Below are 24,625 nucleotides of genomic sequence, written 5' to 3'. Positions count from 1 at the left end.
GCGATGTTTTTTTACGAAAAGCGTCCTCCAAATTGCTTCACCATTTTTTCTGGATAATCGGTAATAACGGATTCACATCCATATTTTCGAAGCTGCTCAGCTACTTTTACATCATTTACTGTGTAAGGTCGCACTGGAATTTGACAATCTTTTGAAGCCGCTACATTTACTTCATTAACAGTACGCTGATTAGGGTGAAGAGCTTTTGCGCCAAGATGCTGCGCATATACCCAAGGCTCATACATCGGATAAGAATATAAAATAGCTGTTTCAATCGTAGAATCCAGAGAACCAATTCGGGCTAAGCTGTTATGATTAAAAGATGAAATCATCGTTCGATCCTTCATCTTGTATAAATAAATTAAATCCAAGACTTTCATTTCCAAGTATGGATAGTCAAATATATTGTTTTTCAACTCAATATTTACGCTAATTCCTTCACTTGAAGCCCACTCCATTACTTCATTTAACGTGGGGATTTTACATACTCCATACTTTTTTTTGAACTTATAGCTCGCATCTAATTTTTTTAAATCTTGATACGTAAAATCTTTTACATACCCTTTTCCATTCGTCGTTCGATCTACTTTTTCATCATGAATTACAGCAAGTTCTCCATCCTTTGTCATATGCACATCAAGTTCAATTCCGTGTGCTCCAACTCTCGCTGCTTCTTTGAAGGAAATCATCGTATTTTCAGGAAACGTTCCAGCTGCGCCGCGATGACCTATTACAAACATACTTGCTCAACTCCTCTATTATCACTTATTATTAACTTTAGCATTACTTAATAGTGAAAGCACGAATTTACTGTTTATACTTTTTTACTTTCATTACTTTATATGCAAAAGGAGGTTGTTGTGTATGAGACCACTGCAAATTTCACCGGATACAGCCGTAAAATTAGCGGAACAATTAAATATCCCCCTCGAGCAATTAATGCATATGCCTCAGCATATTTTGCTGCAGAAACTTGCTGAATTAAATGCGAGCGAAGATAAAAAAGGATCTGAATAACAGATCCTTTTTTCTTTTGAATTTCCATTTCCAAAAATAGTATTACCTTCTCATTTCATTACCTATAACATATATTAGAATATTTAATAATATAAATGTATTTTTAAAAATGCTTTTAAATAAGTAATTTAATACTTTTTTGTGTATATTTAATTATTTTTTGATTTTTCCATATAATTTCATTGACGAAATTATTGTTTTTCTACTAAAATAAAAAGACATTATATTTATTCCAGTACTTATATTCTGATTTTTTGATTAATTCAAACAAAAGAATTAAATAGTATGAGAAAAATTTAGGGGGACTTCATTATGCAAGCAGCTGTACAACACGAAAATCAGCAGCCAAATGGGTCTAGGAAAAAACACCCTCCTGGACTGTACTTATTATTCGCTACTGAGGCATGGGAAAGATTTAGTTATTATGGAATGAGAGCCATTCTGGTTCTTTATTTAACTGCTACCGCTGCTCAAGGTGGACTAGGGGTAGATAAAGCAACTGCACTGAGCTTATATGGAACATTCACTAGTGCTGTTTACATTACGCCGATGATTGGCGGATATTTAACAGACCGCTTCCTCGGAAGAAGGCTAGCCATCACTATCGGCGGTGTGATTATGGCACTCGGGAATTTTTCCATCTTCATTCATCAAAGTGTAGCCGCTTTGTATATCGGACTTGCTTTATTAATTATCGGAAACGGATTTTTCAAACCAAATATCTCCACATTGGTCGGAGATCTCTATGAAGAAAATGATCCTCGCCGTGACGGTGCTTTTACCATTTTTTATATGGGTATTAACTTTGGTGCATTTTTCGCACCGTTAGTTGTTGGATTAATGAGTTACAAATACGGATTTTTAACAGCAGCTATCGGAATGGTTGTTGGACAAATTTTATTTAACCTACTGGCTAATCGCTACTTAGGTGATATCGGGAAAGAGCCTACAGGAAAAGTTCACGCAGCGGCATCTCAAACATCAACTGCTCCGCTGTCAGCACGAGAAAAGAAAAGAACGGTTGCTATCGTTATTCTAGCCTTCGTTGTTATTGCTTTCTGGACAGCTTTTGAACAGGCCGGAAGTTCTTTAACGCTATATGCTCAAGATCAAATTAATCGTCAAATAGGTAGTTTCACGGTTCCAACAGAGTGGTTCCAATCATTGAATCCGCTGTTTATCATGATTTTAGCACCAATTATGTCACTAGTTTGGTACAAGCTCGGAAATTCAAAACGCGGTGATTTCAAAACGCCAACAAAAATGGGTATGGGACTTGTGACAGTGGGATTAGGATTCTTAATTTTAATTCCAGCCGTTATGTATACTGGTAATGACCCAGCTTTAAAAGTAAATATCCTGTTCATGATTTTCACTTACTTCCTGCACACGCTAGCTGAGCTTATGATTTCGCCAGTAGGGCTGTCTATGGTAAGTAGACTGGCTCCATTAAAGCTTGCTTCTCTTTTAATGGGCGTATGGATGGCAAGCTCTGCTGTCGCTAATAAGCTAGCGGGTGTTCTTGCATCTTATACACAGTCTTTAGGTTATTTCGATATCTTCAGCTTAATCGGAGCTGTAACAATTGTACTTGGAATTATTGTTCTGTTCCTTTCAAAACCGATTGCTAAATTAATGGATTAAAAAAAGCAGCCTTTTCTGAAGGCTGCTTTTTTATAATTTACTTATCTATATCCCATTTAAAATATGGACATGAATTTTTCAATACATCTTCTAAATCTTCTTTCAAACACAAAACCCTCATAACAATTAAATAAATTATTTCAATAAAATACTCCACTATGGATATGAAGAAAAACAAGATGCACGTTCCATTAACCTCAATATTTTCACCTCTTAAAACAAAATAAAAAGACCAATGAATGAGTAAAATTCATCGGCCCTGCAGTAAAAAGTTTATTGGTTTTTAGTTTACTATCTAGTGTAAATTCCAAAGATTTATCGGCATGTACTCTGTATTACAAAAGGTATCAGCTCACTCAAAACCCCGTAATTCCAGCAGTCCTATCCCTTTCAACTCGCTTTATGTTCAAGGCGTAATTTATCCGCAACCATGGCGATAAATTCACTGTTTGTCGGCTTCGCTTTTGACATGCTGACAGTATACCCGAATAATGAAGAAATGGAATCAATGTTTCCTCGGCTCCATGCTACTTCAATGGCATGACGAATGGCGCGCTCAACGCGGCTTGCCGTTGTATTATATTTTTTTGCAATATCAGGATACAGTACTTTTGTAATCGACCCAAGCAGCTCAATATCCTTATATACCATTGAAATGGCTTCTCTCAAATACAAATAGCCTTTGATATGAGCAGGTACACCAATTTCGTGAATAATGCTCGTAATGCTTGCATCTAAATTTGCTGGTTTGCTGTCGCGATGTGAACGCATGGAAGAAGATGAACGTTGCATGAATGAAGATGTTTGTCCGCTAACTTGACGAATATGATTCACTAAGTTTTCCATATCAAACGGCTTTAGAATAAAATAAGCAGCTCCTAAATCAACCGCTTTTTTCGTTACGTCTTCTTGCCCAAATGCTGTTAGCATAATGACATTTGGATAATTTTCTTTTTTCATTTCTTTTAACTGACCTAAAACTGCTAATCCATCTAGATGCGGCATAATAATGTCTAATACAAGAACATCCGGATCTTTATCTTTTAAAATGGATAAACACTCTTGTCCATTGTAAGCTACTCCGATTACTTCCATGTCTTCTTGCTCTGAAATATAATCTTCAAGCAAACCAATTAGTTCCCGATTATCATCAACCAAGCATACTTTAATTTTTTTCAATGCAGCTTCCTCCTCAGTCCTTTATGTTATACGTCGTTTCCTACGTGTCTCTATTCTTTATTCTAAAGGACAAATTCGACAATGCAACATTATTTCCTTTATTTTTTTAGAAAAAAGTCTTTTAAATGGAATTTATTCGATTTTCTCTTATTTTCTTTGTTTTTCGACGTTTTTCTCTTACATTTACGACAATAATTTTTATCAAAAAAAGCGAACTAATGACAACATTAGCTCGCTTTTTTTCGATTATTTTTATAAATATCGATTCCTGCTTCGTTAAGCATCCATTCAATATGGACACCGTAACCCGAGGTAGGATCATTTACAAAAACATGGGTAACCGCTCCAACGACTTTACCGTTTTGAATAATCGGGCTCCCGCTCATTCCTTGAACAATTCCACCTGTTTTCTTTAGCAATTTAGGATCTGTAATTTTAATAACCATTCCTTTAGTAGCCGGAAACTTTTGAGGTATAGTACTCATAATTTCAATATCAAATTCTTCTACTTGATCATCATCTACTACCGTTAGAATTTTAGCCGGTCCTTCTTTTACTTGATGAGATAGGGCAATTGGCATTGCTTTATCCATTATTCCATTTTCCATCGTTGAAGACAATTTTCCAAAAATACCAAAAGGACTATTTCGTGTAATATTTCCAATGATTTGTCTATCTTCAGAAAACCTTGCTAGCTTTTCGCCGGGAACGCCGTTAGAACCTTTTTCAATTGATGTAACGGTCGAACGGACAATTTGTCCATCTTCTACTACGATTGGCTTTTTTGTATCCATATCCGAAATAACATGACCTAAAGCGCCGTATTTTTTAGATTTTGGATCATAAAAAGTCATTGTGCCAATTCCTGCAGCTGAATCACGGATATATAAACCGATTCTGTAAGCATAATCTTGCTTATCTTTTAACGGATATAGCTTAGTGTCAAACTGCTTTTTTTCTCTTAAAATATGCAGATTTAATGGTTCACCCGTTTTTCCTGCCTGCTGAATAAACGGTGTAATATCACTCATTTTTTCAATGGTTTTACCATTAATCTTCGTAATCATATCTCCAACTTGAATACCCGCAATTTCGCCAGGAGATCTTTTACCTTTTGCTGTATCTACTTGATGATAGCCTACAACAAGAACACCTTTTGAATTTAATTTCACACCGATTGATTGTCCACCTGGAATGACTTTAAAATCAGATAATACCTGCACGTCTACACGCTTTACAGGAATACCGGCCAAATGAAGCATCAACTCTTCTTTGCCTACTTGTTTGCCTGCTACGGTCAGCTTCGCCTTGTTACTTGTTACATCGTAAACAGGTGATGAAGCTTCTACGCTAAGCGGTAATGTCGTATTAATTTTTTCTTTTTGCTGTTCAAATAAGACGATTTGTTTTGGAATGTGTATATATTGTTGCACAACTGGAATAAATCCTACAAAAATGAACGAAACAAGGAGAATCGCACCAATTATATGTCTGTATCGATTTTGCATGTTTTCACTCTCCTCGCTTCCTCGCCTAAATGGCTACACATTTAATTTAGCCTTCTTAGAGCGCATTTATAACAGAAGTTCAGAGAAAAATGAAAAGAAGTGCAAGGAAACATTTTCAGTTCCTCCATTTTGTATAAAAAAACACCTTTAACACATACTGTTACGTGTTAAAAGGTGTTTTTTTAAATGGTGTGCTTCATCTTATCCGCTAAATCTAAAAGCTCTTTGGCATGTTCCTTCGTTAAGCTTGTAATTTCAGCTCCTGCAATCATTCGACCAATTTCTTTTACTTTTTCATCAACAGTTAACGGAAGAACAGACGTCGTTGTACGATCACCTTTTATCTCTTTAGCAATAAAGAGATGAGTATCTGCCATCGCTGCTACCTGAGGCAGATGAGATATACAGAGAACTTGTGAATCAACAGAAATAGCATGTATTTTTTCACCGATCGATTGAGCTACTCTTCCACTTACGCCTGTATCAACTTCGTCAAAGATAATGGACGTCACGCCTTGATGCTTAGAGAAGATGCTTTTTAACGCCAGCATAATTCTTGACAGTTCTCCTCCTGATGCTACTTTTGCAAGAGGCTTTAAAGGTTCACCAGGATTGGTAGAAATATAAAATTCTACGTTGTCAATACCGTCTTTGGTGAATTTTATTCTTTCTCCATTTACTTCAACGTCATTTTTACCTGCATTTACAACAGAGAATTTAATTTGAAATACGGTCTTAGCCATATACAGTTCTTGAAGCTCATGATGGATACTGTCCGTTAACTCCTGAGCAAGTTTTTTTCGAATAGCTGAAACGTTATTAGCTTCTACTAATAAATCCTGTGCTACACTGTTTAACTCTTCTTTGATCTTGCTCACATGCGTATCTCGATTTTCAATACGATCAATTTCATCTTCAATTTGCGCTGCATATTCTAGAATTTCATCTACACTTTGACCGTATTTACGCTTTAAGTGATTAATTTCATTTAAACGCGCTTCAATAAAGTCTAAGCGTTTGGGATCAAATTCTAATAAATCAAGCTGCTGACGAATTTTATAAGATGCGTCTTCTAGCTGATAGAAGCTCGATGAAATGATCTCAGAAATTTCGGCATAGTTTTTTTCCAGTGACGAAATATCCTCCGTATGATTCATTGCTACGCCGACCCAATCTAAACCTTGGTGTTCACCGTGCAGGGCATTGTACGCATCGTTTAGCGACGTATAGATCTTTTCAAAGTTAGAAATCTTCAAACGCTCTTCATTTAGTTCCTCGTCTTCGTTCAGCTGCAAATTTGCCGCTTTGATTTCATCTAATTGAAATTGAATAAGATCGAGGCGATGTGCCATCTGCTGTTCATTTTCAGTTAATTGATCAAGCTGCTTTTTTAGCGATGTATACCTAGAAAATACCTCTCGATACTCCGTCAAAGCCTCTTCTACTTTTTCTCCTCCATATTGATCAAGAAGAGTTAAGTGACGATCTTGATTCATTAAATCTTGGTGCTCGTGCTGTCCATGTATATCAATTAACGTCTGTCCAACTTCACGTAGGATAGCTAACGTTACGAGCTTACCGTTGATGCGGCAAATACTTTTCCCATTTGTAGTGATATCTCGGCGAAGCACAATCATTCCATCTTCCACTTCCAAACCGACTTGTTTGGCTTTTTCGTGACTCGGATGCTGTTCTTCATCAAATAAGAAAAGTCCTTCAATTTCGGCTCTGTCTGTTCCGTGGCGTACAAACTCCGAAGAGCCTCTTCCACCTACTAACAATGAAATGGCATCAATAATAATCGATTTCCCCGCTCCTGTTTCGCCTGTTAATACCGTTAAGCCTTTTTCAAATGAAACAGAAAGTTCATCAATAATCGCAAAGTTTTTAATGGATAATTCAGCTAACAACCTGCTTCACTCACCTTTATAACATTTCTAAAAATCGGTCTGATATAATTTGCGTATCTTCAGGAGTACGGCAAATAATCAAACATGTATCGTCTCCACAAATTGTTCCTAATATTTCATCCCAATCCAAATGATCAATTAATGCGCCAATCGCATTTGCATTTCCCGGTAATGTTTTCATCACCAACATATGCCCCGCTGAATCAATTTTTACAAATGCGTCCATAAGAGAGCGCTTTAACTTTTGTAAGGGATTAAAACGCTGATCTGCAGGCAAGCTGTATTTGTATCGACCGTCCATCAAAGGCACTTTGACTAAGTGCAGTTCTTTAATATCACGAGAGATTGTTGCCTGTGTTACATTAAAACCTTGGTTTTTTAAAATATCTACCAATTCATCCTGTGTTTCAATATCATTATTCGTGATAATATCACGAATTTTAATATGTCTTTGCCCTTTATTCATGTTGGCACCTCACATTAATATGTAATCTTTTTTTTGTTTTGTTGTTTATAAGTCTTTCACTAATTAAGTATCATAATGTGTTCAACTTGATTATGCACCTTTTGTATAAAGAGTCATAATCAAATCGCCAATGCTAAGTCTTTGCTTAACATTGGCCATTATTACTTTTTCTCTTTTAACGTCTTATGTGCTTCTTCAACTACTTCGCTCACAGTAAGCGGAGCTTGATTTTCACCAAGTTCACGCTCGCCTTTCCAGCGCAGGTGGAGAAGAAATTCGATATTTCCATCTCCTCCCGTTATCGGTGAATACGACATGTTATATACATCGTATCCTTGACGAAGGGAGAAATCCACCATGCCTTGAAGAACTTCTTCATGCACTTTTGAATCACGCACGATTCCTTTTTTCCCAACTTGCTCTCTTCCAGCCTCAAACTGTGGCTTAACGAGCGCAACAACATCGCTGTGTGGAACAAGAAGTGTTTTTAACACAGGAAGAATGAGTCTTAAGGAAATAAATGATACATCAATAGAAGCGAATTCAGGCAAGCCTCTTGATAAATCAGCTGGCGTCACATAACGGAAATTGGTTCGTTCCATTACTTCTACTCGTTCATCTTGACGAAGCTTCCAAGCTAGCTGATTATAGCCTACGTCTAGCGCATAGGACATCTTCGCTCCATTTTGAAGCGCACAATCGGTAAAGCCTCCAGTAGAAGAACCAATATCAATCATGATTTTATCCGCTACATGGACATTAAATTCTTTAATCGCTTTTTCAAGCTTAAAGCCGCCTCTGCTGACGTAAGGCATCACTGCACCTTTAATTGTCAGCGGCGTATCGCGTTCAATTTTCTCTCCCGGCTTATCCAAACGGACTTCATTCGCATAAACGAGTCCTGCCATCACTGTACGCTTTGCTTTTTCTCTTGTTTCAATCAAACCTCGTTCTACTAATAATACATCTACTCGTTCTTTTTTTGTCACTTAACTTCAAGCCTCTTTTGTGTTGGTGTTACGAGTTTTTTAACTCGATTTATAATCTCTTCTTTGGTTAAGCCAATTTCTTCTAAAAGTTTTGTTACGCTGCCGTGCTCGATAAAGCGATCTGGAATCCCCATACGTTCAACGCGCGTATCATAATAGCCGTGCTCTGATGCAAACTCTAACACCGCGCTTCCAAAACCGCCTTGAAGTACCGCTTCTTCTACCGTAATCACAGGCTTACTAGTTTGGAAAATCTCATGAAGCATTTTTTCATCCAACGGTTTAATAAAACGAGCATTTACCACTTTGACGCTGATTCCTTGCTTCTCAAGTTCTGCTGCTGCATCCATCGCCATTGAAATCGTTGTACCAAACGTTAAAATGGTTGTATCTGAACCTTCTTTTAATACGTCCCATGTTCCGATCGGAATGTTTTTCAATTCTGAATCTAGTTCAACACCTAATCCGTTTCCTCTAGCATAGCGCATAGCAATCGGACCTTCTTCATAAGTCAAAGCAGTGTGAACCATGTGCTGGCCTTCATTCTCATCTTTTGGCATCATAATAACAAGGTTAGGCAAATGACGTAAGAATGCAATATCAAACACGCCTTGATGCGTTTCACCATCAGCACCTACTAGCCCAGCGCGATCAATCCCAATAAATACATTTAGCTTTTGACGGCAAATATCATGAACCACTTGATCGTATGCACGCTGTAAAAACGTAGAATAAATAGCTAAAAAGGGCTTCATATTTTGAGTTGCAAGACCTGCTGCCATTGTTGTTGCATGCTGCTCTGCAATCCCAACATCAAACATGCGATGCGGAAACTCTTTTTGAAATGCTTCGAGTTTTGAACCCACAGGCATTGCTGGTGTTACGGCTACAATGCGATCATCTTCCCTAGCCATCTTCAATACCGTATCACTTACTAGTTTACTCCAAGCAATCGGAACATTTTTGTCTTTAATAAAGTCACCGGATTCAATTTTGTAAGGGCCTGTACCATGCCATGCTCCGCTTTTATCGCTTTCCGCCGGCAAGTAGCCTTTCCCTTTTTTCGTAATAACGTGAATCAGCACGGGACCTTTTGTTTTCTTTGCATATTGTAACGTTTCCAATAAATCATCATAGCTATGGCCATCAACTGGGCCTAAATACGTAAAGCCAAGGTCTTCAAAGAACATGCCTGACACGACCATATACTTTAGACCATCTTTTACACGTTCTGCCGTTGCCGCAAGCTTACCGCCTACTGCAGGCACTTTTTTCAGCAAGACTTCAAGCTCATCTTTTACCCAGTTGTATTTGCCTGCCGTGCGCAAACGTCCTAGAATACTGTGTACAGCTCCCACGTTAGGAGCGATAGACATTTCATTGTCATTTAAAATAACGGTCATATCCGTTTGCTCGTGCCCGATGTGGTTAAGCGCTTCAAGAGCCATACCACCTGTTAAAGCTCCGTCACCAATGATGGGAACAATATGAGCTTTTGTTTTTTGCAAATCTCTTGCAGCAGCCATTCCCATTGCGGCTGAAAGAGATGTAGAACTATGTCCCGTTTCCCATACATCATGTTCACTTTCGTCACGCTTTGGAAAACCGCATAATCCTTTATATTGACGGATTGTATCAAACTCTCCCGCTCGTCCTGTTAAAATTTTATGGACATACGACTGATGCCCCACGTCCCATAAAAATTTATCTTTTGGGCTGTCAAATACTTTATGGAGTGCAAGCGTTAACTCAACAACTCCCAAATTCGGCCCTATATGACCGCCAGTTGCAGAAAGCTTTGTAATTAAAAAACGACGAATCTCTTCACTTAGTTCTTCTAATTGTGTTACTGACATTTTCTTTAAAAACTCAGGATTTTTTATCGTTGTAAGATCCAAGGTGGATCACTCACTTTCGTACTTGTTATAAAGTTACCTTAATACATTGTCTATTGTTTTATACGTATAGTCAATTTTTAGTATTTCCTTATTACTTACAATACCTTTGATATTCTATCAGTAAACCAGCGATATTCAAAGGAAAACAGTGAAAAAATAGCCGCTAACACAAATGTGATAACGGCCACCAAGATATTGTATATGTCTTTCAAACCTATGCACTACGCTTTTATACAGTAGTAAAATCATTATAGCATAGCCCCTATTGGGACTCAATCTTATTTTACTGTATCACTCAAAAAACCTGACAGAGATCGTCATTAACTATCACGTTTTGCTATATATAAACAAATTTCTTCTAGTAATCCGTGCTTAATTTGAGCTTGACGTAACGAGAGAAGTGCTTGTTCAACATGATACTGTAACTTTTCTTTGGCCGCTTCCATACCTAATAAAGAAGGATATGTCGTTTTTTCATTTTCTGTATCACTGCCAATTGGCTTTCCTAATTTTTCTTCAGACCCTTCCACATCCAAGATATCATCTTGAATTTGAAACGCTAACCCTACATGCTTACTGAATTCTTCTAATAATTCTTGCTGTAAAGGCGTAGCTTTTGCAAGAATAGCTCCTGCTTTTACACAAAACCCTAGCAGCTTCCCCGTTTTGTGAAGGTGAATATATTCAAGCTCATCTAGCGTGAGCTGCTTTTTTTCGCCTTCCATATCCGCAACCTGTCCGCTGATCATACCTTCTGTTCCGCTTGCTTTTACCAGTTCTGTAATGAGCTGAAGCTTCATATGTGATGTAATCTCAGGATGTGCCGCTTCAGAAATGAGCTGAAAGCTATTTGTTAAAAGAGCATCTCCAGCTAATATAGCGGTTGCTTCGCCGTACACCTTGTGATTCGTTGGTTTACCTCTTCTTAAGTCGTCATCATCCATGCTAGGTAAATCATCGTGAATGAGAGAATATGTATGAATCATTTCCACTGCACATGCTGTTTCTAATCCCATGCTCTCGTCTTTTCCAAACGCATGTAGCGTGGCAAACAACAGCACTGGGCGAAGTCGCTTTCCTCCTGCCGTAAGCGAGTAAAGCATGGATTCCTTTAAGTTAACCGGAGCATGTAATGCTTTTACCACTTCAGGCAGGCGTGTTTCTACTCGATCTTTTGTAAAAGAAATATACTCTTTTAAATTCATTTCATTCACCATCACTCTTCCTCCTGCACCGAGAATGGCTCAAGCGTTCCGTCTTCACGTAAAATAGTTTCCATTTGCTTTTCAATATGCTGAAGACGATCGTGACAGAATTTTGAAAGAGTCATTCCTTCTTGGAATTGTTGAATTGCTTCTTCTAAAGGCACGTCGCCTTCTTCTAGCTTGTTTACGATGGTTTCTAACTGCTCCATCGCCTCTTCAAACGTATACTCTTTATTTGTCGCCATTTTTCATCGCTCCTCTATTTTCGAAACTTCACACTGCAACTGTCCATCGGTCAAACGAACGTTTACCATATCGCCTTTGGATACTTGTTTGGTTGATTTAATTAACTCTTTTTCTTTATCGTATACTAAGCTGTAGCCTCTTTCCATTGTTTTTAATGGACTAAGCGTATGTAATTTTGACGTTGCCGTTGCAAATAAAAGCTGTTTTTGCTTTAGCAGCTGCTGCATCTCTTTTGTCAGCATTTTCGTCAGCTGCTGTTGACGCTCCGCTGCTTTCATTAACTGATGCTCGGGGTGATTGCGCAACAAAGCGGCTGTTAGCTGCTCGTAGTTCGTCCGTTTATCTTCAATGTACCTTCTGCCTTCACGATAAAAACGCTCCATCAACTGATCTAACTGTTGCTCTTTTTGCTCGACCAACTTTTGAGGATAACGAAAAGCATATGATTTCTGGGATCGTTCAAGCCTGCGGCTACTAGACTGAAGCATTTCTTTCATCGAACGAAGAAGACGGATATTTCGCTGAGTCAATCTTTCTGTAATTTCACTGATATGAGGCACAGCCAATTCCGCAGCACCCGTTGGAGTAGGAGCGCGAAGATCTGCTACAAAATCTGCAATTGTAAAATCGGTTTCATGTCCAACCGCTGAAATAACAGGAATAGTAGAAGTGAAAATTGCACGAGCAACGCTTTCTTCGTTAAAAGCCCAAAGCTCTTCAATTGACCCACCACCGCGGCCAACAATCAATACGTCTGCTTCTTTACGACGGTTTGCTTCTTCAATTGCCTTAATGATAGACGGTGCCGCATTCACTCCTTGAACAAGAGCGGGCATAACAATAATGTTCGCGTTATATCTGCGCTTTAATGTCGTAATAATATCACGTACGGCTGCTCCAGTTGGAGATGTAATAACACCTATTGTTGTTGGATACTTCGGCAGTTTTCGTTTCCTAGCAGGATCAAATAAGCCTTCTTTTTCTAGCTTTTTTTTCAGCTGTTCGTAGGCCAAGTATAAGTTTCCAACGCCATCAGGCTGCATTTCTTTTACGTACATTTGATAATTTCCGCTTGGTTCATAAACCGAAATTTCAGCTCGAATGAGTACATTCATTCCTTCTTCAGGCTGAAAATTAAGCTGCCGGTTATGCCCAGCAAACATAACGGCTGCGATACGAGCATTTTGATCTTTCAAGGTGAAATACATATGTCCCCGACTATGACGTTTAAAGTTAGAAATTTCTCCTTTAATCCATACATCTTGCATGTGAGGGTCTACATCAAACTTGCGCTTAATGTATCGTGTAAGAGCCGTAACGGTTAGATAACGCACTTCACTCATCGTTTTGCCTCCTTTGCAGTCACCCTCTCCCCTTTGTATAAAGGAGAGAAGCATTTTGGTCACTTGATTTGGCAAGATGAACCTTTATTTAGATAAAGTTGTTAACACTTTAGACAATACGCCATTGATAAACTTGCTTGATTGATCATCGCCAAACGTTTTCGCTAATTCAATCGCTTCATTTAACGTAACGCTCGTAGGAATTTCTTCTTCATACTTCATTTCGTATACGGCAATACGTAGGATAACGCGGTCTACAGTAGCTACACGATCTAACGTCCATTTTTCTAAATGATTGCGTAAAAGTTCATCAATTTCTTGCTGATGTTCAACCACACCTAGCACGAGACTTTCTAAAAATTGATCAGACTTTTCATTTTGTACAACATTTCCGATTGCCTCCATTGGCTCGGTCTGCCCTAAATCATGCTGAAATAGTGCTTGTAATGCTTTTTGGCGTGCTGTATGTCTTTTCATTATTTTTGCTCCTTTATTTATCTTCTTCAACTAGTATACCTAGATAATAGCATAGTTTATGATACGATACTTCATTGTTCTTAGACGAAGTTTGTAGAACACGAAAAAGACCGTCTTTATGACGAGACAGTCTTTTTCACTTTACCATAGCTTGTGTTGAAAAGGAACAAGTAATCATACGTTATTCCATTTTAGCAACAGCCGTTAGGTCAACGTTTGTTTTATTCAACTTCTTCAATATCAGTTTTTTGCGTATCAAACTGAATCCCTACGATATGAATGTTTACTTCATCGAGATCAATAGCTGTCATATTTTTAAGGGCTTGACGAATGTTGTCTTGTACTTGTTGCGCTACGTTTGGAATAGACACTCCAAACTTCATCATACAAAATACGTCTACTTTTATCCCGTTTTCTGTTAAGTCCACTTTTACACCTTTACCGTGGTTTTTCTTTCCTAGTTTCTCCACAACGCCAGCTGCAAAATTTCCTCTCATTGCAGAAACGCCTTCTACTTCAGAAGCAGCAATACCCGCAATGACTTCAATAACCTCAGGAGCAATTTCTACTTTGCCAAGAGAATTTGGGTGTTCTTCCATTTCTAATACATGATTTTCATTCATGTACAGCACCTCCTATAGTTTATATTATACTAAGAATTCATTACGTCATATAGCTCAAGAAACTTCGTGTTGAATTCACCGCTAACAAATTTTTCATGATTTAATAGTTTTTGGTGAAAAGGAATAGTGGTTGCAACGCCGTCGATAACAAATTCATCTAACGCGCGCTTCATTCGTTCAATAGCTTCCTCACGAGTTGGCGCATGAACAATCAATTTAGCCACCATTGAATCATAGTAAGGCGGGATTGCATAGCCCGGATATGCAGCAGAGTCTACGCGCACTCCGTAGCCACCTGGCGGCAAGTACATTTGAATTGTACCTGGTGATGGCATAAAGTTTTTCTCTGGGTTTTCCGCGTTGATTCGGCACTCAATTGCCCATCCGTTAAATGTCACTTCTTCTTGCGTAAACGGTAAAGTTTCACCATTTGCCACTTTGATTTGTTCTTTAATTAAGTCAACTCCTGTCACCATCTCTGTAACAGGGTGTTCTACTTGGATACGCGTATTCATTTCCATGAAGTAAAATTTGTTTTCACGGTAATCATAAATGAATTCCACTGTTCCGGCTCCTGTGTAATTAACGGCTTGAGCAGCTTTAACAGCAGCGTCGCCCATTAATTCACGCGTTTTTTCGTCTAACGCTGGAGAAGGCGTTTCTTCAATTAATTTTTGAAGACGGCGTTGAATCGAGCAATCACGCTCTCCTAAATGTACAGTATTCCCATGAGAATCAGCCAACACTTGGATCTCAACGTGACGGAAATCCTCAATGAACTTTTCAATGTACACACCAGGGTTACCGAAAGCTGTAGCAGCTTCTTGCTGTGTAATTGTAATACCTTTAATAAGCTCTTGTTCATTTTTCGCAACGCGGATTCCTTTTCCTCCGCCTCCTGCCGTTGCTTTAATAATAACAGGATAGCCAATATCATTAGCGATTGACATACCGTCTTCCACTGACTCTACAATTCCAGTTGAACCAGGAACAATTGGAACACCCGCTTCACGCATCGTTTCTCTCGCTACGTCTTTTGTTCCCATTTTGTTAATGGCTTCAGGACTTGGTCCTACAAATGTAACGTTACACTCTCTGCATAGCTCTGCAAAATCAGCGTTTTCAGCTAAAAAGCCGTATCCAGGGTGAATAGCGTCACAGCCCGTTAGCATCGCAACACTCATAATGTTTGTAAAGTTTAAATAGCTGTCTTTAGATGACGTTGGTCCAATACAATACGCTTCGTCTGCTAATTGTACATGCAAAGAATCGCGATCAGCTTGAGAATGAACAGCTACTGATTCTACACCTAACTCTTTACACGCTCGAATAATTCGAACCGCAATTTCTCCTCGATTCGCAATTAATAGCTTTTTAATCATATTTACCGCTCCTTATTCAGGCTTTACTAAGAAAAGAGGTTGACCGTATTCTACAAGTTGTCCACTTTCAACTAATACGTCAACGATTTCACCTTTAACTTCTGCTTCGATTTCATTAAATAATTTCATTGCTTCTACGATACATACAACCGAATCTTTTTGTACTTTATCTCCAGGAGTCACGTATACATCTGATTCTGGCGATGATGACGCATAGAAAGTCCCTACCATCGGAGATGTAATTTTATGTAAGCTTTCATCAACCGCTGGGGCCGCTTGTTCTTCTTTTGGTTGAGCAGACTGTGCTGCTGGGGCTGGCGCTGGAGCCGCTGCTGCCTGCGGTGCAGGTACTGCCGCTTGTTCAGGTGCCGAAACCACTACTTGCTGTGCTTGTTTGGAAACAATTGCGTCTTTTTTCTTCATCTTGATTTTGGAGCCTTCGTGCTCATAGGTGAACTCCTCGATTGATGATTGATCAACTAGTTTAATGATCTCACGGATCTCTTGAATTTTTAACATATTGAACACTCCTACCTCATGAAAATAGAATTCTCTACAATGTTAATAATACGACAGATGGCTACAGCCATTCAATTCGTTTGGCAAACATTAAAAAGAAGTTCCACTTACTCTATAATAACTTTTTAGCGTTATCGTTTTATAAATGGAAACATAGCTTTACAGATGACAACACTTATGAAAACGTTTGTCACCTAGTACTAATATAAGATTATGAAACCTATTATAACCGAAGTAAAAAAAGAAAGCCATGTTAAAATTTTTACCGTCTCGCTTAGATTTTAGTCATTTCATAAAAAAAGAAGTGTAAACAACCCCAATTTACGGCTGTTTCACACTTCTTTTATTCCCTTTATTTAGTTGGTTGAAACTCTACCGCTACTTCTTTTGGACCCATTTCTTTTTTGACTAGCTGAATGATTTGATTTGCTTTTGTTTTTGAGTGTTTTTCTGTCTTAACCGTAATTTGTACTTGCTTTCCGTCTGCTCTTACTAGCGCGTCACTGTATCCTTTTGCTTTAATTAATGTTTCCAGCGTGGCTTCTTTTTCCCCAAGCTTTGATAATTCATCAATTTTATCCATCGCCTTGCTTACTTCCGCAGGCGTCACATTTTTTGATGCAGCTACTTCTTGATACTCTTCTTTTAATTGACTTCTTTCATCATTTAATTCCAAACGAAGAGCCGTAAATAGCTCGTCGCTATCTGTGCTTGATACAACCGCTGATTCTTTTGCATTTTTAGCCGTTTCCTTCTTTACATCTCCTGCTGAACCTTCAGTTTTTGAATCTTCTTTTGTTCCTGATTTCTCATCTGTCTGTTGTTTTGTATCTTCTGCAGGAGCCTTGTCATCAGCCTGCTTTTCGCTCTGTTTTTCATTGTCTACTAGCGCAACATTACTCTGAGGATTTTCTGGCGTTGTCATATAATACACCGATAACACAACAACTAAACTTAACATTGTTAATAACCAAACCGTTTGCTTTTTTAATAACATATTCATTTCCCCCTCATCCTTTTTTCGCTAATACTGCTACTCTATGACTTGGTATATCGAGCGCTCTTGTCACGGCTTCAATAATAGATTTCTTTACCTCGATATTATCAGCTCCTTTAGCTACAACTAACACGCCTCTTACTTTTGGCTTTTCGGTTTTAACTACAACAGGCTTTTCTTGTTCTCCACTTCTTACAATGACCAGCTGTTCGTCTGTTGAGGAATCTTCAACTTTACGAGTCCCTCCTTCACGGTCTGTTTCGTTGGTCGTTTGCGATTTTGTGACGCTGTTTTTTTCATATATTTTGGATTCTGTTGCATCTAGGTTCACAATTACTTTTACCTTACTTACGCCTCTAACTTGATCCAAAATATCTTTCAATTCTTCCTCATACCGCTCTTCATAGCCTGTCATTGTTGTTGTCTTTTTAGAGCTAAAAGCGGGAACATCCTGTGATACCGGTGGTGCGCTGGTTTCTTTGCTTGCACTCTTTAGTAATCCGCCTGAATTCATAGATGTTGTGAGTGAGTTGCTAAATACCATAAAGATAACGCCTGCAGCTAGTAAAATGCCTATATACATTAACTTTGAAGGTTTCTTCGTAGTTGATGACTGTTTAAGTGAAAAGAACCGCTGAAAAAATGATGGGTCACCTTTTTCTGGCTTTTGACTCATTTCGTGTCTCCCTCCTCCATATTCACAACAACTTGGCCTTGTTTTACATCCCATTTTGCTGCTAAATAGTTGGATAATTTCTTGGATTCTGTTGGTTTGTTTGTTTCGATCGGTGTGGAGGTATCAATAGAAATAACTTTCACAGCTGAAACAACCTCGGAATCATCCGATGCTTTTTTACTTACGGCAACTGAAATGGATTTAATATTATCAGCGGTAGGTTCGTCGTTCGGCTTTTTTGTTTCAATGTGAATTCGATCAATTGCTACACCATACTGATCCATCAACTCCTCTTTTACATCTGCCTCCATTTGGACAGCCATTTGTTCTAAAATATATGCACGTTGTGAAGCTTGTATTTCTTTTTTCTGATTTTCTATTGAATTTTCTACCTGCTGATCGGATCGAATAGATGATAAGCTAAGTGATTTCAGCATTTGATTAACATCCACTTTGAAAATTTGAAAAACGGGTGTAATAATAATCAGCATTAAAAGAAGTCCAACCACCAGCTTTGTATATTTTTGAAAACTAGAATTGGGCAATAGTAAATTAATAATGGTAGCTAATAAGATAAAAAGAACGATATTAGTAATCCACGTCGTTAAGGCCTGCAATTTCTTCACCTCACCATCATTGTGACGTTGCTCGCTGTAATGATGACCGTTAAACATAAGAAAAACATAAGCGAGACAACCGCAAGCGCCGCAAAAATATAGATGACGCTTTTACTGATAATGCTCAAGCAGGAAATAACCGGTCCTCCTCCAATGGGTTGAAGAAGAGCTGCTGCTAGCTTATAGATAAAAGCAAGCGTTAACACTTTAATAGCCGGAAACGCGACGATTAACAGTAAGACTGCTACTCCAGCAATCCCTACTGAATTCTTTAATAGAAGCGAGGCACTGATGACTGTATCAGCCGCATCTGTGAACACACGCCCTACAACAGGTATAAAGTTCCCTGTGACAAACTTTGCCGTTCGAATTGTAATACCGTCGGCAACAGCTGAGGTAGCCCCTTGAACGGACAGCACTCCTAAAAAAACAGTTAGGAATATTCCGAGCACGCCAATGCTTATATTTCTCAACAGCTGAGCAAGCTGTGTAACCTTATGTTCATCTGAAATCGTACTCACAATGCTAAGCAGTGCTGAAAGAAAAAGCAGCGGCATCACTACGTATTGAATAAGCAAACCGCTTGTGTTCATTAAAAACAAAATCATCGGATGAAAAAAGGCTGCCGATACAACTCCTCCTGATGATGCCATTAAGGCAAGCAGCAGCGGCACCAGAGCTAAAATGAATTTGGTCATGGTCTCAATCGCTCCCGTTGCATAAGAGATAGCAATTTGAAAACTATTAAGAGCAATGATGATCAAAACCATATATACAAGCGCATACGCTACTTTACTTACGGTTTGCTGATTAAACGCACTTTGGAGTGTTTGTAAAAACACGCTAAAAACCGTTAGCATAATGAGTGTACCGAGGAGTTTTCCATTCGCTAATACTTCATGAAATAAAAACTTTACAAGACCTCCTAGCCATTCTTTAAGAGAGAACTCTTTTTCTCCTTTTAAAAAATCGACTAAACTTCCCTTCTGACTCTCGGGTAAAAAGCCGCCGTATTGGGTAATAATATCGTCCCAAAACTGTTTGACTTCATCGATACCGAGCTTATCAATTTGTTCATTGACAAGTTCTTGCTGCTTCGGGGGTTCGGAAGCTTGTACATTTTCTGGAAAGAAAAAAAAGAGGAACAAAAGAAGAGCGAGTATATTCACTTTAAACGTCCACCGCTTCATTTCGTCACCTCATATTAAGTAAAATTAATTGGGCAGCATTGAAATAATCGTTTCAATAATGACCGTTAAAATAGGAATTGCCATGGAGAGAATCAGCACTTTTCCACCTAATTCAATTTTAGAAGCAATGGCACCTTGCCCTGCATCTTTCGTAATTTGAGCACCAAATTCGGCGATATAGGCGATACCAATAATTTTCAAAATGGTTTCCACATAAATCATGTTAACGTGGGCATTAATCGACAGCCGCTCGACCATCTTAATAATTTCGTAGATTTGATCAATTAAAAAAAGAAAGATCACGGATCCCACGAATACAACAAGTAAAAAAGCAATAGGTGATTTATGTTCTTTTAAAATAAGAGCCAAAAACGTAGCTACTAACCCTAAGCCCACAATTTGAAGCATTTCAATGGCAACTCACCCCTCTACCCTTGAAATAAAAAAACCGATTTGATTTTTTGAAATAAGTCCTCTACAATCGAAGCAACCATAAATAAAATATAAATAAAACCGATGAGGGTAACCCAGTTCGCGTAATCTTTTTTTCCCATCTGTTCGAGTACGGTGACTAAAAAAGCTACGACGATACCAATCCCAGCAATCTGAAAAATGGTGTTCATATCAATTCCCACATTCAATCCTCCTCTATCGCTACATCAATAGAATGACCAGTAGCAATCCAGATAGAAAGCCTAAACTTTTAACCATTTTTTCATAGCGATTCTGCTTATCAACTGCATCTTGTTCTTCGCGTTCAAGATGATTCAGCGTCAGTAAGATATGCTTTTGCTGCGAATAACGATCATGCTGACCAAGCGTTTCACCAAATTGTTTTAAGATTTCTAGTTCTCCCGTTTTAAGTGCGGTTTGTTTCCAAAATTGGTCCAACGTCTTTTCCCAAGCTTCCTTGACACTTTCAGTACCTTCTTTTAATTTCATTGAAAACTCATTAAATAAAGAAGCCAAAGGATTAGGAAGCTGTAGAGATAACAAATGAGCAACTTCTTGAAGAGGCCGATTGCTGTACATAATTTCTGCTTCTAACGACCTCAGAGCCGTTTTTAATTGCCTGAGCTGCCTAGGTCTTGCACTAAGCTGCTTTGCAAACTCAAATCCTGTGTAAGTGGAAGCAAATAAGATAAAGATGGCACCAAACAGTTTCATACACCATCACCCTTTACTATTTTCAATAAGCGACTTTTCAGTGGACGTTTTCATGGAATTATAGTGCTCATCGTAGATAGCCTGAAGTGTTCCAGGACCTCGGCTGTTCGATAGCACAACATACCTTTTGAATACGTGAAGTTTCATTAAAGCTTGCAAAGTGGGACGCTTCATTAAATCGTCAATGTCATAGCCATGAACAGTCATAATGACACGAACGCCAGCATTAACCGCTTCAAGCACGGCCTTACAATCTTCTTCACTTCCCACTTCATCCACGATCAGCACATCGGGGCTCATAGAGCGAATCATCATCATCATGCCTTCAGCTTTCGGACAGCTATCTAATAAATCCATTCTAGATCCGAATGTATGCTGAGGAACCCCTTTAACAGCCCCAGCAATTTCTGATCGTTCATCTACAATTCCCACTTTAAACGGAGGAATCTTAGAGCGCTCTATGCCAGTACTTATTACTCTGGCTAAATCGCGAATCATGGTTGTTTTTCCTGTTTGAGGAGGTCCTATAATGACCGTACTTTGCCAATAGCGATTGTATAAAAAAGGAATAAGCTGATTCGAAATACCAATCTTTTGTTTAGCAATCCGGATATTAAAGGATGATACATCTCGAATCACACGAACCTGTCCATTTTCCGTTACAACTTTTCCCGCTAGCCCAACCCGGTGCCCGCCTTCAATGGTGACATATCCTTTTTTCAATTCTTCTTCAATCATATAAATCGAAAACTGGCTTAATTTATTTAAGATAAATAAAGCATCTTCTGCACTTGGAAGATACGATTCGAAATATGGCTGATTGTTGATTGTAAATTCGACAGGTCTTCCTATGCGCACTCGAATTTCTTCTAGTACATGAGAATGGTTTGTGACATAAAATTCAACAGTCTTTTTTAAATTAGGCGGAAAGATTGCAAGTATTTCGTTTAACATATTCATCCCCTCATATTTGAACTCACTTCAATGTATTATAAGCTTGACCATTTTATGCCTACCTTTTATTTAAAAACACCGATTAAAATGAAGAGCACTCCTACTACAATCATGATTAATTTCCCAAAAGATAATTGATCGGCTACGGACACTAAACCTATGGTAAAAGAACTCACCATTACAATCGGACCAACAAGCGCTAACATTCCATTAATCATTAACGCCTTTTTCACATCATTGTTTGTGACAATTAAAATAGCGGCAATAAACTCAATAAATGAAGAAATAAATCGAAGGCACGCCATCGTTAATACCGTACCGTTTAAATGATCCAACCACTGCTTCATAAGCCCCTCCTATACCTCTGCGTTGTTTAGTACAACCTATGCAAAATAAGGAAGAGTTAGCACAAAAAACATACAAAAAAGGCAGAGAATGATTCTCTGCCTTTTTTGTATGTTTGCAGCTTGCTTACACGATCCAATTACGCGCGTGATACGTAGCTGCTGTCTGTTGTGTTGATAATTAATACGTCGCCTTCGTTTACGAAGAACGGAACGTTTACTGTTAAGCCAGTTTCTACAGTTGCCGGTTTTGTACCGCCAGAAGCTGTGTCACCTTTAATACCAGGTTCAGTTTCTGTTACTTTAAGCTCAACTGTGTTTGGAAGTTCAACACCTAATGTCTCACCTTGGTACATCATAATTGCTACTTCCATATTCTCTTTTAAGAATTTTAGCTCATATTCAATTGCACTTGCCGGAAGCTCTAATTGCTCATAAGACTGGTTGTCCATGAATACGTGCTGATCGCCGCTTGCATATAGATATTGCATTTTACGGTTATCAATTTGGGCTTTCCCTACTTTTTCACCTGCACGGAACGTTTTTTCTTGCACAGCTCCTGTACGAAGGTTACGTAGTTTTGAGCGAACGAATGCAGCGCCTTTACCAGGCTTTACGTGTTGGAAATCCATTACACGCCAAATACCTCCGTCTACTTCTACTGTCAAACCTGTACGAAAATCATTTACTGAAATCATGAAGAAATCCTCCTACATTTTATAAAATAATGAACTCTTTTGATGAGTGCGATAATGCCTCATTACCTTCTGCTGTGACGATCGTATCATCTTCAATACGAACGCCCCCTAAGTCTGGTATGTAAATACCTGGTTCAACGGTTACAATCATACCTGGCTGCAGTACATCTGTAGATTTCACAGAAAGTGATGGGCCTTCATGTACTTCTAACCCTACGCCGTGACCGGTCGAATGTCCAAAATACTGGCCGTATCCGTGTTCTGTAATATAATCACGCGTTAGCGCATCTGCTTCTTTACCCGTCATACCTGCTTTGATGCCGCTCATTCCGTTAAGCTGCGCTTGCAGTACGACATTATAAATTTCTTTTAGCTTATCACTTACTTCACCGACGGCAAATGTTCGTGTGATATCTGAACAGTAACCATTATAGTATGCGCCAAAATCAAGCGTTACAAGTTCGCCTTTTTCAATGACTTTGTCAGAAGCAACACCATGGGGTAAAGCCCCGCGATGCCCTGAAGCAACAATTGTATCAAAAGATGAAGATGTTGCGCCTTGTTTTCTCATAAAGAACTCCAGTTCATTAGATACTTGAAGCTCTGTTAAACCAGGACGAACAAAGGTTAAAATATGTTCATATGCTGCATCTGCTATTTTTGCAGCTTCCTTTAATATCTTAATCTCTGAGTCACTCTTTATCAAGCGTAAGTTTTCGATTGCGTGCGAGATTGGAACAAGTTTCGCGCCGATATGCTTATCAAATAATTGATGCTGTCCATATGTAACATAATTCTGTTCAAAACCAAGCTTTTTAATTCCAAATTGTTTCACTACATTCGCTACTTCTTCTACAATAGGACCCTTGTGCTGAACGATATCAAAACCTTCTGTTTGACTAGTTGCTTGTTCAACATAACGAAAATCTGTTACAAATGCCGCTTTGTCTTCAGAAATAATAACGACACCAGCAGATCCTGTGAAATTGGTCATATAGCGCCTGTTATATTCACTTGTAATTACAACACCGTCCACATTCAACTTTGAAAACTGTTCGCGTAGTTTTTCGATTTTCATTTTATTTCCCCCTTAATTGTAAAAGTGCCTGCAGGGCAAGCTCATATCCATATAAACCTAACCCGACAATTTGACCATGTGTAACAGGTGCCGTCACCGAATGGTGGCGAAACTCTTCACGCTTATGTACGTTCGAAATATGCACTTCAATAACAGGAACAGATATACTAGCAATCGCATCTCGAATGGCATAACTGTAGTGAGTAAAAGCACCAGGATTGATCATAATCCCATCAAATTTTTCATCCGCTTCATGAATCCAGTCGATAATTACACCTTCGTGATTAGACTGTACGCACTCAACTTCTATCCCATGGTCTCTGCCTGCTCGCTGAAGTTTCTCTTCAAGATTTTGAAGATTATCTGTCCCATATACCGCTGGTTCGCGTACGCCTAAACGATTTAAATTAGGACCGTTTATTACTAAAATCTTATTCATCTTAATTCAACACTCTCCCCTACTACGAACCCTTTATGCAGCTCACTCATGTGAATTTG

At 38.6% G+C, this 24,625-nt stretch carries 28 protein-coding genes; 2 read left to right on the top strand and 26 right to left on the bottom strand.

Going from position 1 to position 24,625, the window contains the following annotated elements; translation table 11 throughout:
- Nucleotides 1-11: 11 nt before the first annotated feature.
- Nucleotides 12-740, bottom strand: a complete 729-nt coding sequence (locus tag AC0KUU_RS02275; RefSeq protein ID WP_028410665.1) for a glycerophosphodiester phosphodiesterase — start codon at nucleotides 738-740, stop codon at nucleotides 12-14.
- Between the two features lie 124 nt (nucleotides 741-864).
- On the opposite strand from AC0KUU_RS02275, the gene AC0KUU_RS02270 reads away from it, so the two are divergent.
- Nucleotides 865-1,017 carry a YycC family protein gene (locus AC0KUU_RS02270; RefSeq protein ID WP_013059130.1) on the top strand — a complete coding sequence of 51 codons (153 nt, stop codon included), beginning with the start codon at nucleotides 865-867 and terminating at the stop codon, nucleotides 1,015-1,017.
- A gap of 312 nt (nucleotides 1,018-1,329) precedes the next feature.
- On the top strand, nucleotides 1,330-2,661 hold the full coding sequence (locus AC0KUU_RS02265; RefSeq protein WP_013084983.1) for a peptide MFS transporter: 1,332 nt from the start codon (nucleotides 1,330-1,332) through the stop codon (nucleotides 2,659-2,661).
- Nucleotides 2,662-3,051: 390 nt separating this feature from the next.
- On the opposite strand, the gene spo0A is transcribed toward AC0KUU_RS02265, so the two are convergent.
- The 25 genes from spo0A to aroQ form a co-directional block, all read right to left on the bottom strand.
- Entirely contained in the window at nucleotides 3,052-3,840 is a 789-nt protein-coding gene (gene spo0A, locus AC0KUU_RS02260; protein ID WP_013084985.1) for a sporulation transcription factor Spo0A, read from the bottom strand.
- A gap of 227 nt (nucleotides 3,841-4,067) precedes the next feature.
- On the bottom strand, nucleotides 4,068-5,348 hold the full coding sequence (spoIVB, locus tag AC0KUU_RS02255; protein WP_016765539.1) for a SpoIVB peptidase: 1,281 nt from the start codon (nucleotides 5,346-5,348) through the stop codon (nucleotides 4,068-4,070).
- Between the two features lie 182 nt (nucleotides 5,349-5,530).
- Nucleotides 5,531-7,258: a DNA repair protein RecN gene (recN, locus tag AC0KUU_RS02250; RefSeq protein WP_028410663.1), complete on the bottom strand. Its 1,728-nt coding sequence runs from the start codon at nucleotides 7,256-7,258 to the stop codon at nucleotides 5,531-5,533.
- A 16-nt stretch (nucleotides 7,259-7,274) separates the two neighbouring features.
- Nucleotides 7,275-7,724, bottom strand: a complete 450-nt coding sequence (gene ahrC / locus AC0KUU_RS02245) for a transcriptional regulator AhrC/ArgR (RefSeq protein ID WP_013059136.1) — start codon at nucleotides 7,722-7,724, stop codon at nucleotides 7,275-7,277.
- A 161-nt stretch (nucleotides 7,725-7,885) separates the two neighbouring features.
- Entirely contained in the window at nucleotides 7,886-8,713 is an 828-nt protein-coding gene (locus AC0KUU_RS02240) for a TlyA family RNA methyltransferase (RefSeq protein WP_013084988.1), read from the bottom strand.
- A complete protein-coding gene (gene dxs, locus AC0KUU_RS02235) occupies nucleotides 8,710-10,611 on the bottom strand; it encodes a 1-deoxy-D-xylulose-5-phosphate synthase (protein WP_013059138.1) in 1,902 nt (633 codons plus the stop codon). The genes AC0KUU_RS02240 and dxs overlap by 4 nt, the downstream gene beginning before the upstream one ends.
- 320 nt (nucleotides 10,612-10,931) lie before the next feature.
- The gene (locus AC0KUU_RS02230; RefSeq protein WP_013059139.1) at nucleotides 10,932-11,828 is read right to left on the bottom strand and encodes a polyprenyl synthetase family protein; all 897 of its coding nucleotides are present in this window, start codon (nucleotides 11,826-11,828) and stop codon (nucleotides 10,932-10,934) included.
- Nucleotides 11,828-12,061 (bottom strand): exodeoxyribonuclease VII small subunit, encoded by a 234-nt coding sequence (locus AC0KUU_RS02225; RefSeq protein WP_013059140.1) that lies wholly within the window; start codon nucleotides 12,059-12,061, stop codon nucleotides 11,828-11,830. Before AC0KUU_RS02225 ends, AC0KUU_RS02230 begins: the two co-directional genes overlap by 1 nt.
- Before the next feature lie 3 nt (nucleotides 12,062-12,064).
- Nucleotides 12,065-13,405 carry an exodeoxyribonuclease VII large subunit gene (xseA, locus tag AC0KUU_RS02220; RefSeq protein WP_162214963.1) on the bottom strand — a complete coding sequence of 447 codons (1,341 nt, stop codon included), beginning with the start codon at nucleotides 13,403-13,405 and terminating at the stop codon, nucleotides 12,065-12,067.
- 84 nt (nucleotides 13,406-13,489) lie between these two features.
- Nucleotides 13,490-13,882, bottom strand: coding sequence for a transcription antitermination factor NusB (nusB, locus tag AC0KUU_RS02215; RefSeq protein ID WP_013059142.1), 393 nt, complete (start codon nucleotides 13,880-13,882; stop codon nucleotides 13,490-13,492).
- Nucleotides 13,883-14,103: 221 nt separating this feature from the next.
- Nucleotides 14,104-14,505 carry an Asp23/Gls24 family envelope stress response protein gene (locus AC0KUU_RS02210; protein ID WP_013059143.1) on the bottom strand — a complete coding sequence of 134 codons (402 nt, stop codon included), beginning with the start codon at nucleotides 14,503-14,505 and terminating at the stop codon, nucleotides 14,104-14,106.
- 29 nt (nucleotides 14,506-14,534) lie between these two features.
- Nucleotides 14,535-15,887, bottom strand: coding sequence for an acetyl-CoA carboxylase biotin carboxylase subunit (gene accC / locus AC0KUU_RS02205; protein WP_013084993.1), 1,353 nt, complete (start codon nucleotides 15,885-15,887; stop codon nucleotides 14,535-14,537).
- A 12-nt stretch (nucleotides 15,888-15,899) separates the two neighbouring features.
- Entirely contained in the window at nucleotides 15,900-16,406 is a 507-nt protein-coding gene (gene accB, locus AC0KUU_RS02200) for an acetyl-CoA carboxylase biotin carboxyl carrier protein (protein WP_043976256.1), read from the bottom strand.
- Between the two features lie 352 nt (nucleotides 16,407-16,758).
- On the bottom strand, nucleotides 16,759-17,403 hold the full coding sequence (locus tag AC0KUU_RS02195; protein ID WP_013084995.1) for a SpoIIIAH-like family protein: 645 nt from the start codon (nucleotides 17,401-17,403) through the stop codon (nucleotides 16,759-16,761).
- Nucleotides 17,404-17,416: 13 nt separating this feature from the next.
- Nucleotides 17,417-18,079, bottom strand: coding sequence for a stage III sporulation protein AG (gene spoIIIAG, locus AC0KUU_RS02190; protein ID WP_013084996.1), 663 nt, complete (start codon nucleotides 18,077-18,079; stop codon nucleotides 17,417-17,419).
- The gene (gene spoIIIAF / locus AC0KUU_RS02185; RefSeq protein WP_013059148.1) at nucleotides 18,076-18,696 is read right to left on the bottom strand and encodes a stage III sporulation protein AF; all 621 of its coding nucleotides are present in this window, start codon (nucleotides 18,694-18,696) and stop codon (nucleotides 18,076-18,078) included. Before spoIIIAF ends, spoIIIAG begins: the two co-directional genes overlap by 4 nt.
- Before the next feature lie 5 nt (nucleotides 18,697-18,701).
- Nucleotides 18,702-19,886, bottom strand: coding sequence for a stage III sporulation protein AE (gene spoIIIAE, locus AC0KUU_RS02180; RefSeq protein WP_013059149.1), 1,185 nt, complete (start codon nucleotides 19,884-19,886; stop codon nucleotides 18,702-18,704).
- Between the two features lie 24 nt (nucleotides 19,887-19,910).
- Entirely contained in the window at nucleotides 19,911-20,294 is a 384-nt protein-coding gene (gene spoIIIAD, locus AC0KUU_RS02175) for a stage III sporulation protein AD (RefSeq protein WP_013059150.1), read from the bottom strand.
- A gap of 20 nt (nucleotides 20,295-20,314) precedes the next feature.
- A complete protein-coding gene (gene spoIIIAC, locus AC0KUU_RS02170) occupies nucleotides 20,315-20,521 on the bottom strand; it encodes a stage III sporulation protein AC (RefSeq protein WP_013059151.1) in 207 nt (68 codons plus the stop codon).
- Nucleotides 20,522-20,540: 19 nt separating this feature from the next.
- A complete protein-coding gene (spoIIIAB, locus tag AC0KUU_RS02165) occupies nucleotides 20,541-21,053 on the bottom strand; it encodes a stage III sporulation protein SpoIIIAB (RefSeq protein WP_013059152.1) in 513 nt (170 codons plus the stop codon).
- A 6-nt stretch (nucleotides 21,054-21,059) separates the two neighbouring features.
- Entirely contained in the window at nucleotides 21,060-22,007 is a 948-nt protein-coding gene (gene spoIIIAA / locus AC0KUU_RS02160) for a stage III sporulation protein AA (protein WP_043976253.1), read from the bottom strand.
- Between the two features lie 65 nt (nucleotides 22,008-22,072).
- Entirely contained in the window at nucleotides 22,073-22,354 is a 282-nt protein-coding gene (locus tag AC0KUU_RS02155) for a YqhV family protein (RefSeq protein ID WP_013059154.1), read from the bottom strand.
- 137 nt (nucleotides 22,355-22,491) lie between these two features.
- Complete coding sequence (gene efp, locus AC0KUU_RS02150; protein WP_013059155.1) at nucleotides 22,492-23,049, bottom strand: elongation factor P; 558 nt, start codon at nucleotides 23,047-23,049, stop codon at nucleotides 22,492-22,494.
- A 19-nt stretch (nucleotides 23,050-23,068) separates the two neighbouring features.
- Nucleotides 23,069-24,127, bottom strand: a complete 1,059-nt coding sequence (locus tag AC0KUU_RS02145) for a M24 family metallopeptidase (RefSeq protein WP_162214964.1) — start codon at nucleotides 24,125-24,127, stop codon at nucleotides 23,069-23,071.
- Between the two features lies 1 nt (nucleotide 24,128).
- Nucleotides 24,129-24,566 (bottom strand): type II 3-dehydroquinate dehydratase, encoded by a 438-nt coding sequence (gene aroQ, locus AC0KUU_RS02140; RefSeq protein WP_034648945.1) that lies wholly within the window; start codon nucleotides 24,564-24,566, stop codon nucleotides 24,129-24,131.
- Nucleotides 24,567-24,625 lie beyond the last annotated feature (59 nt).

This window comes from Priestia sp. ST2 (assembly GCF_055810735.1).
This window is presented reverse-complemented; position numbering and strand designations above follow the sequence as displayed.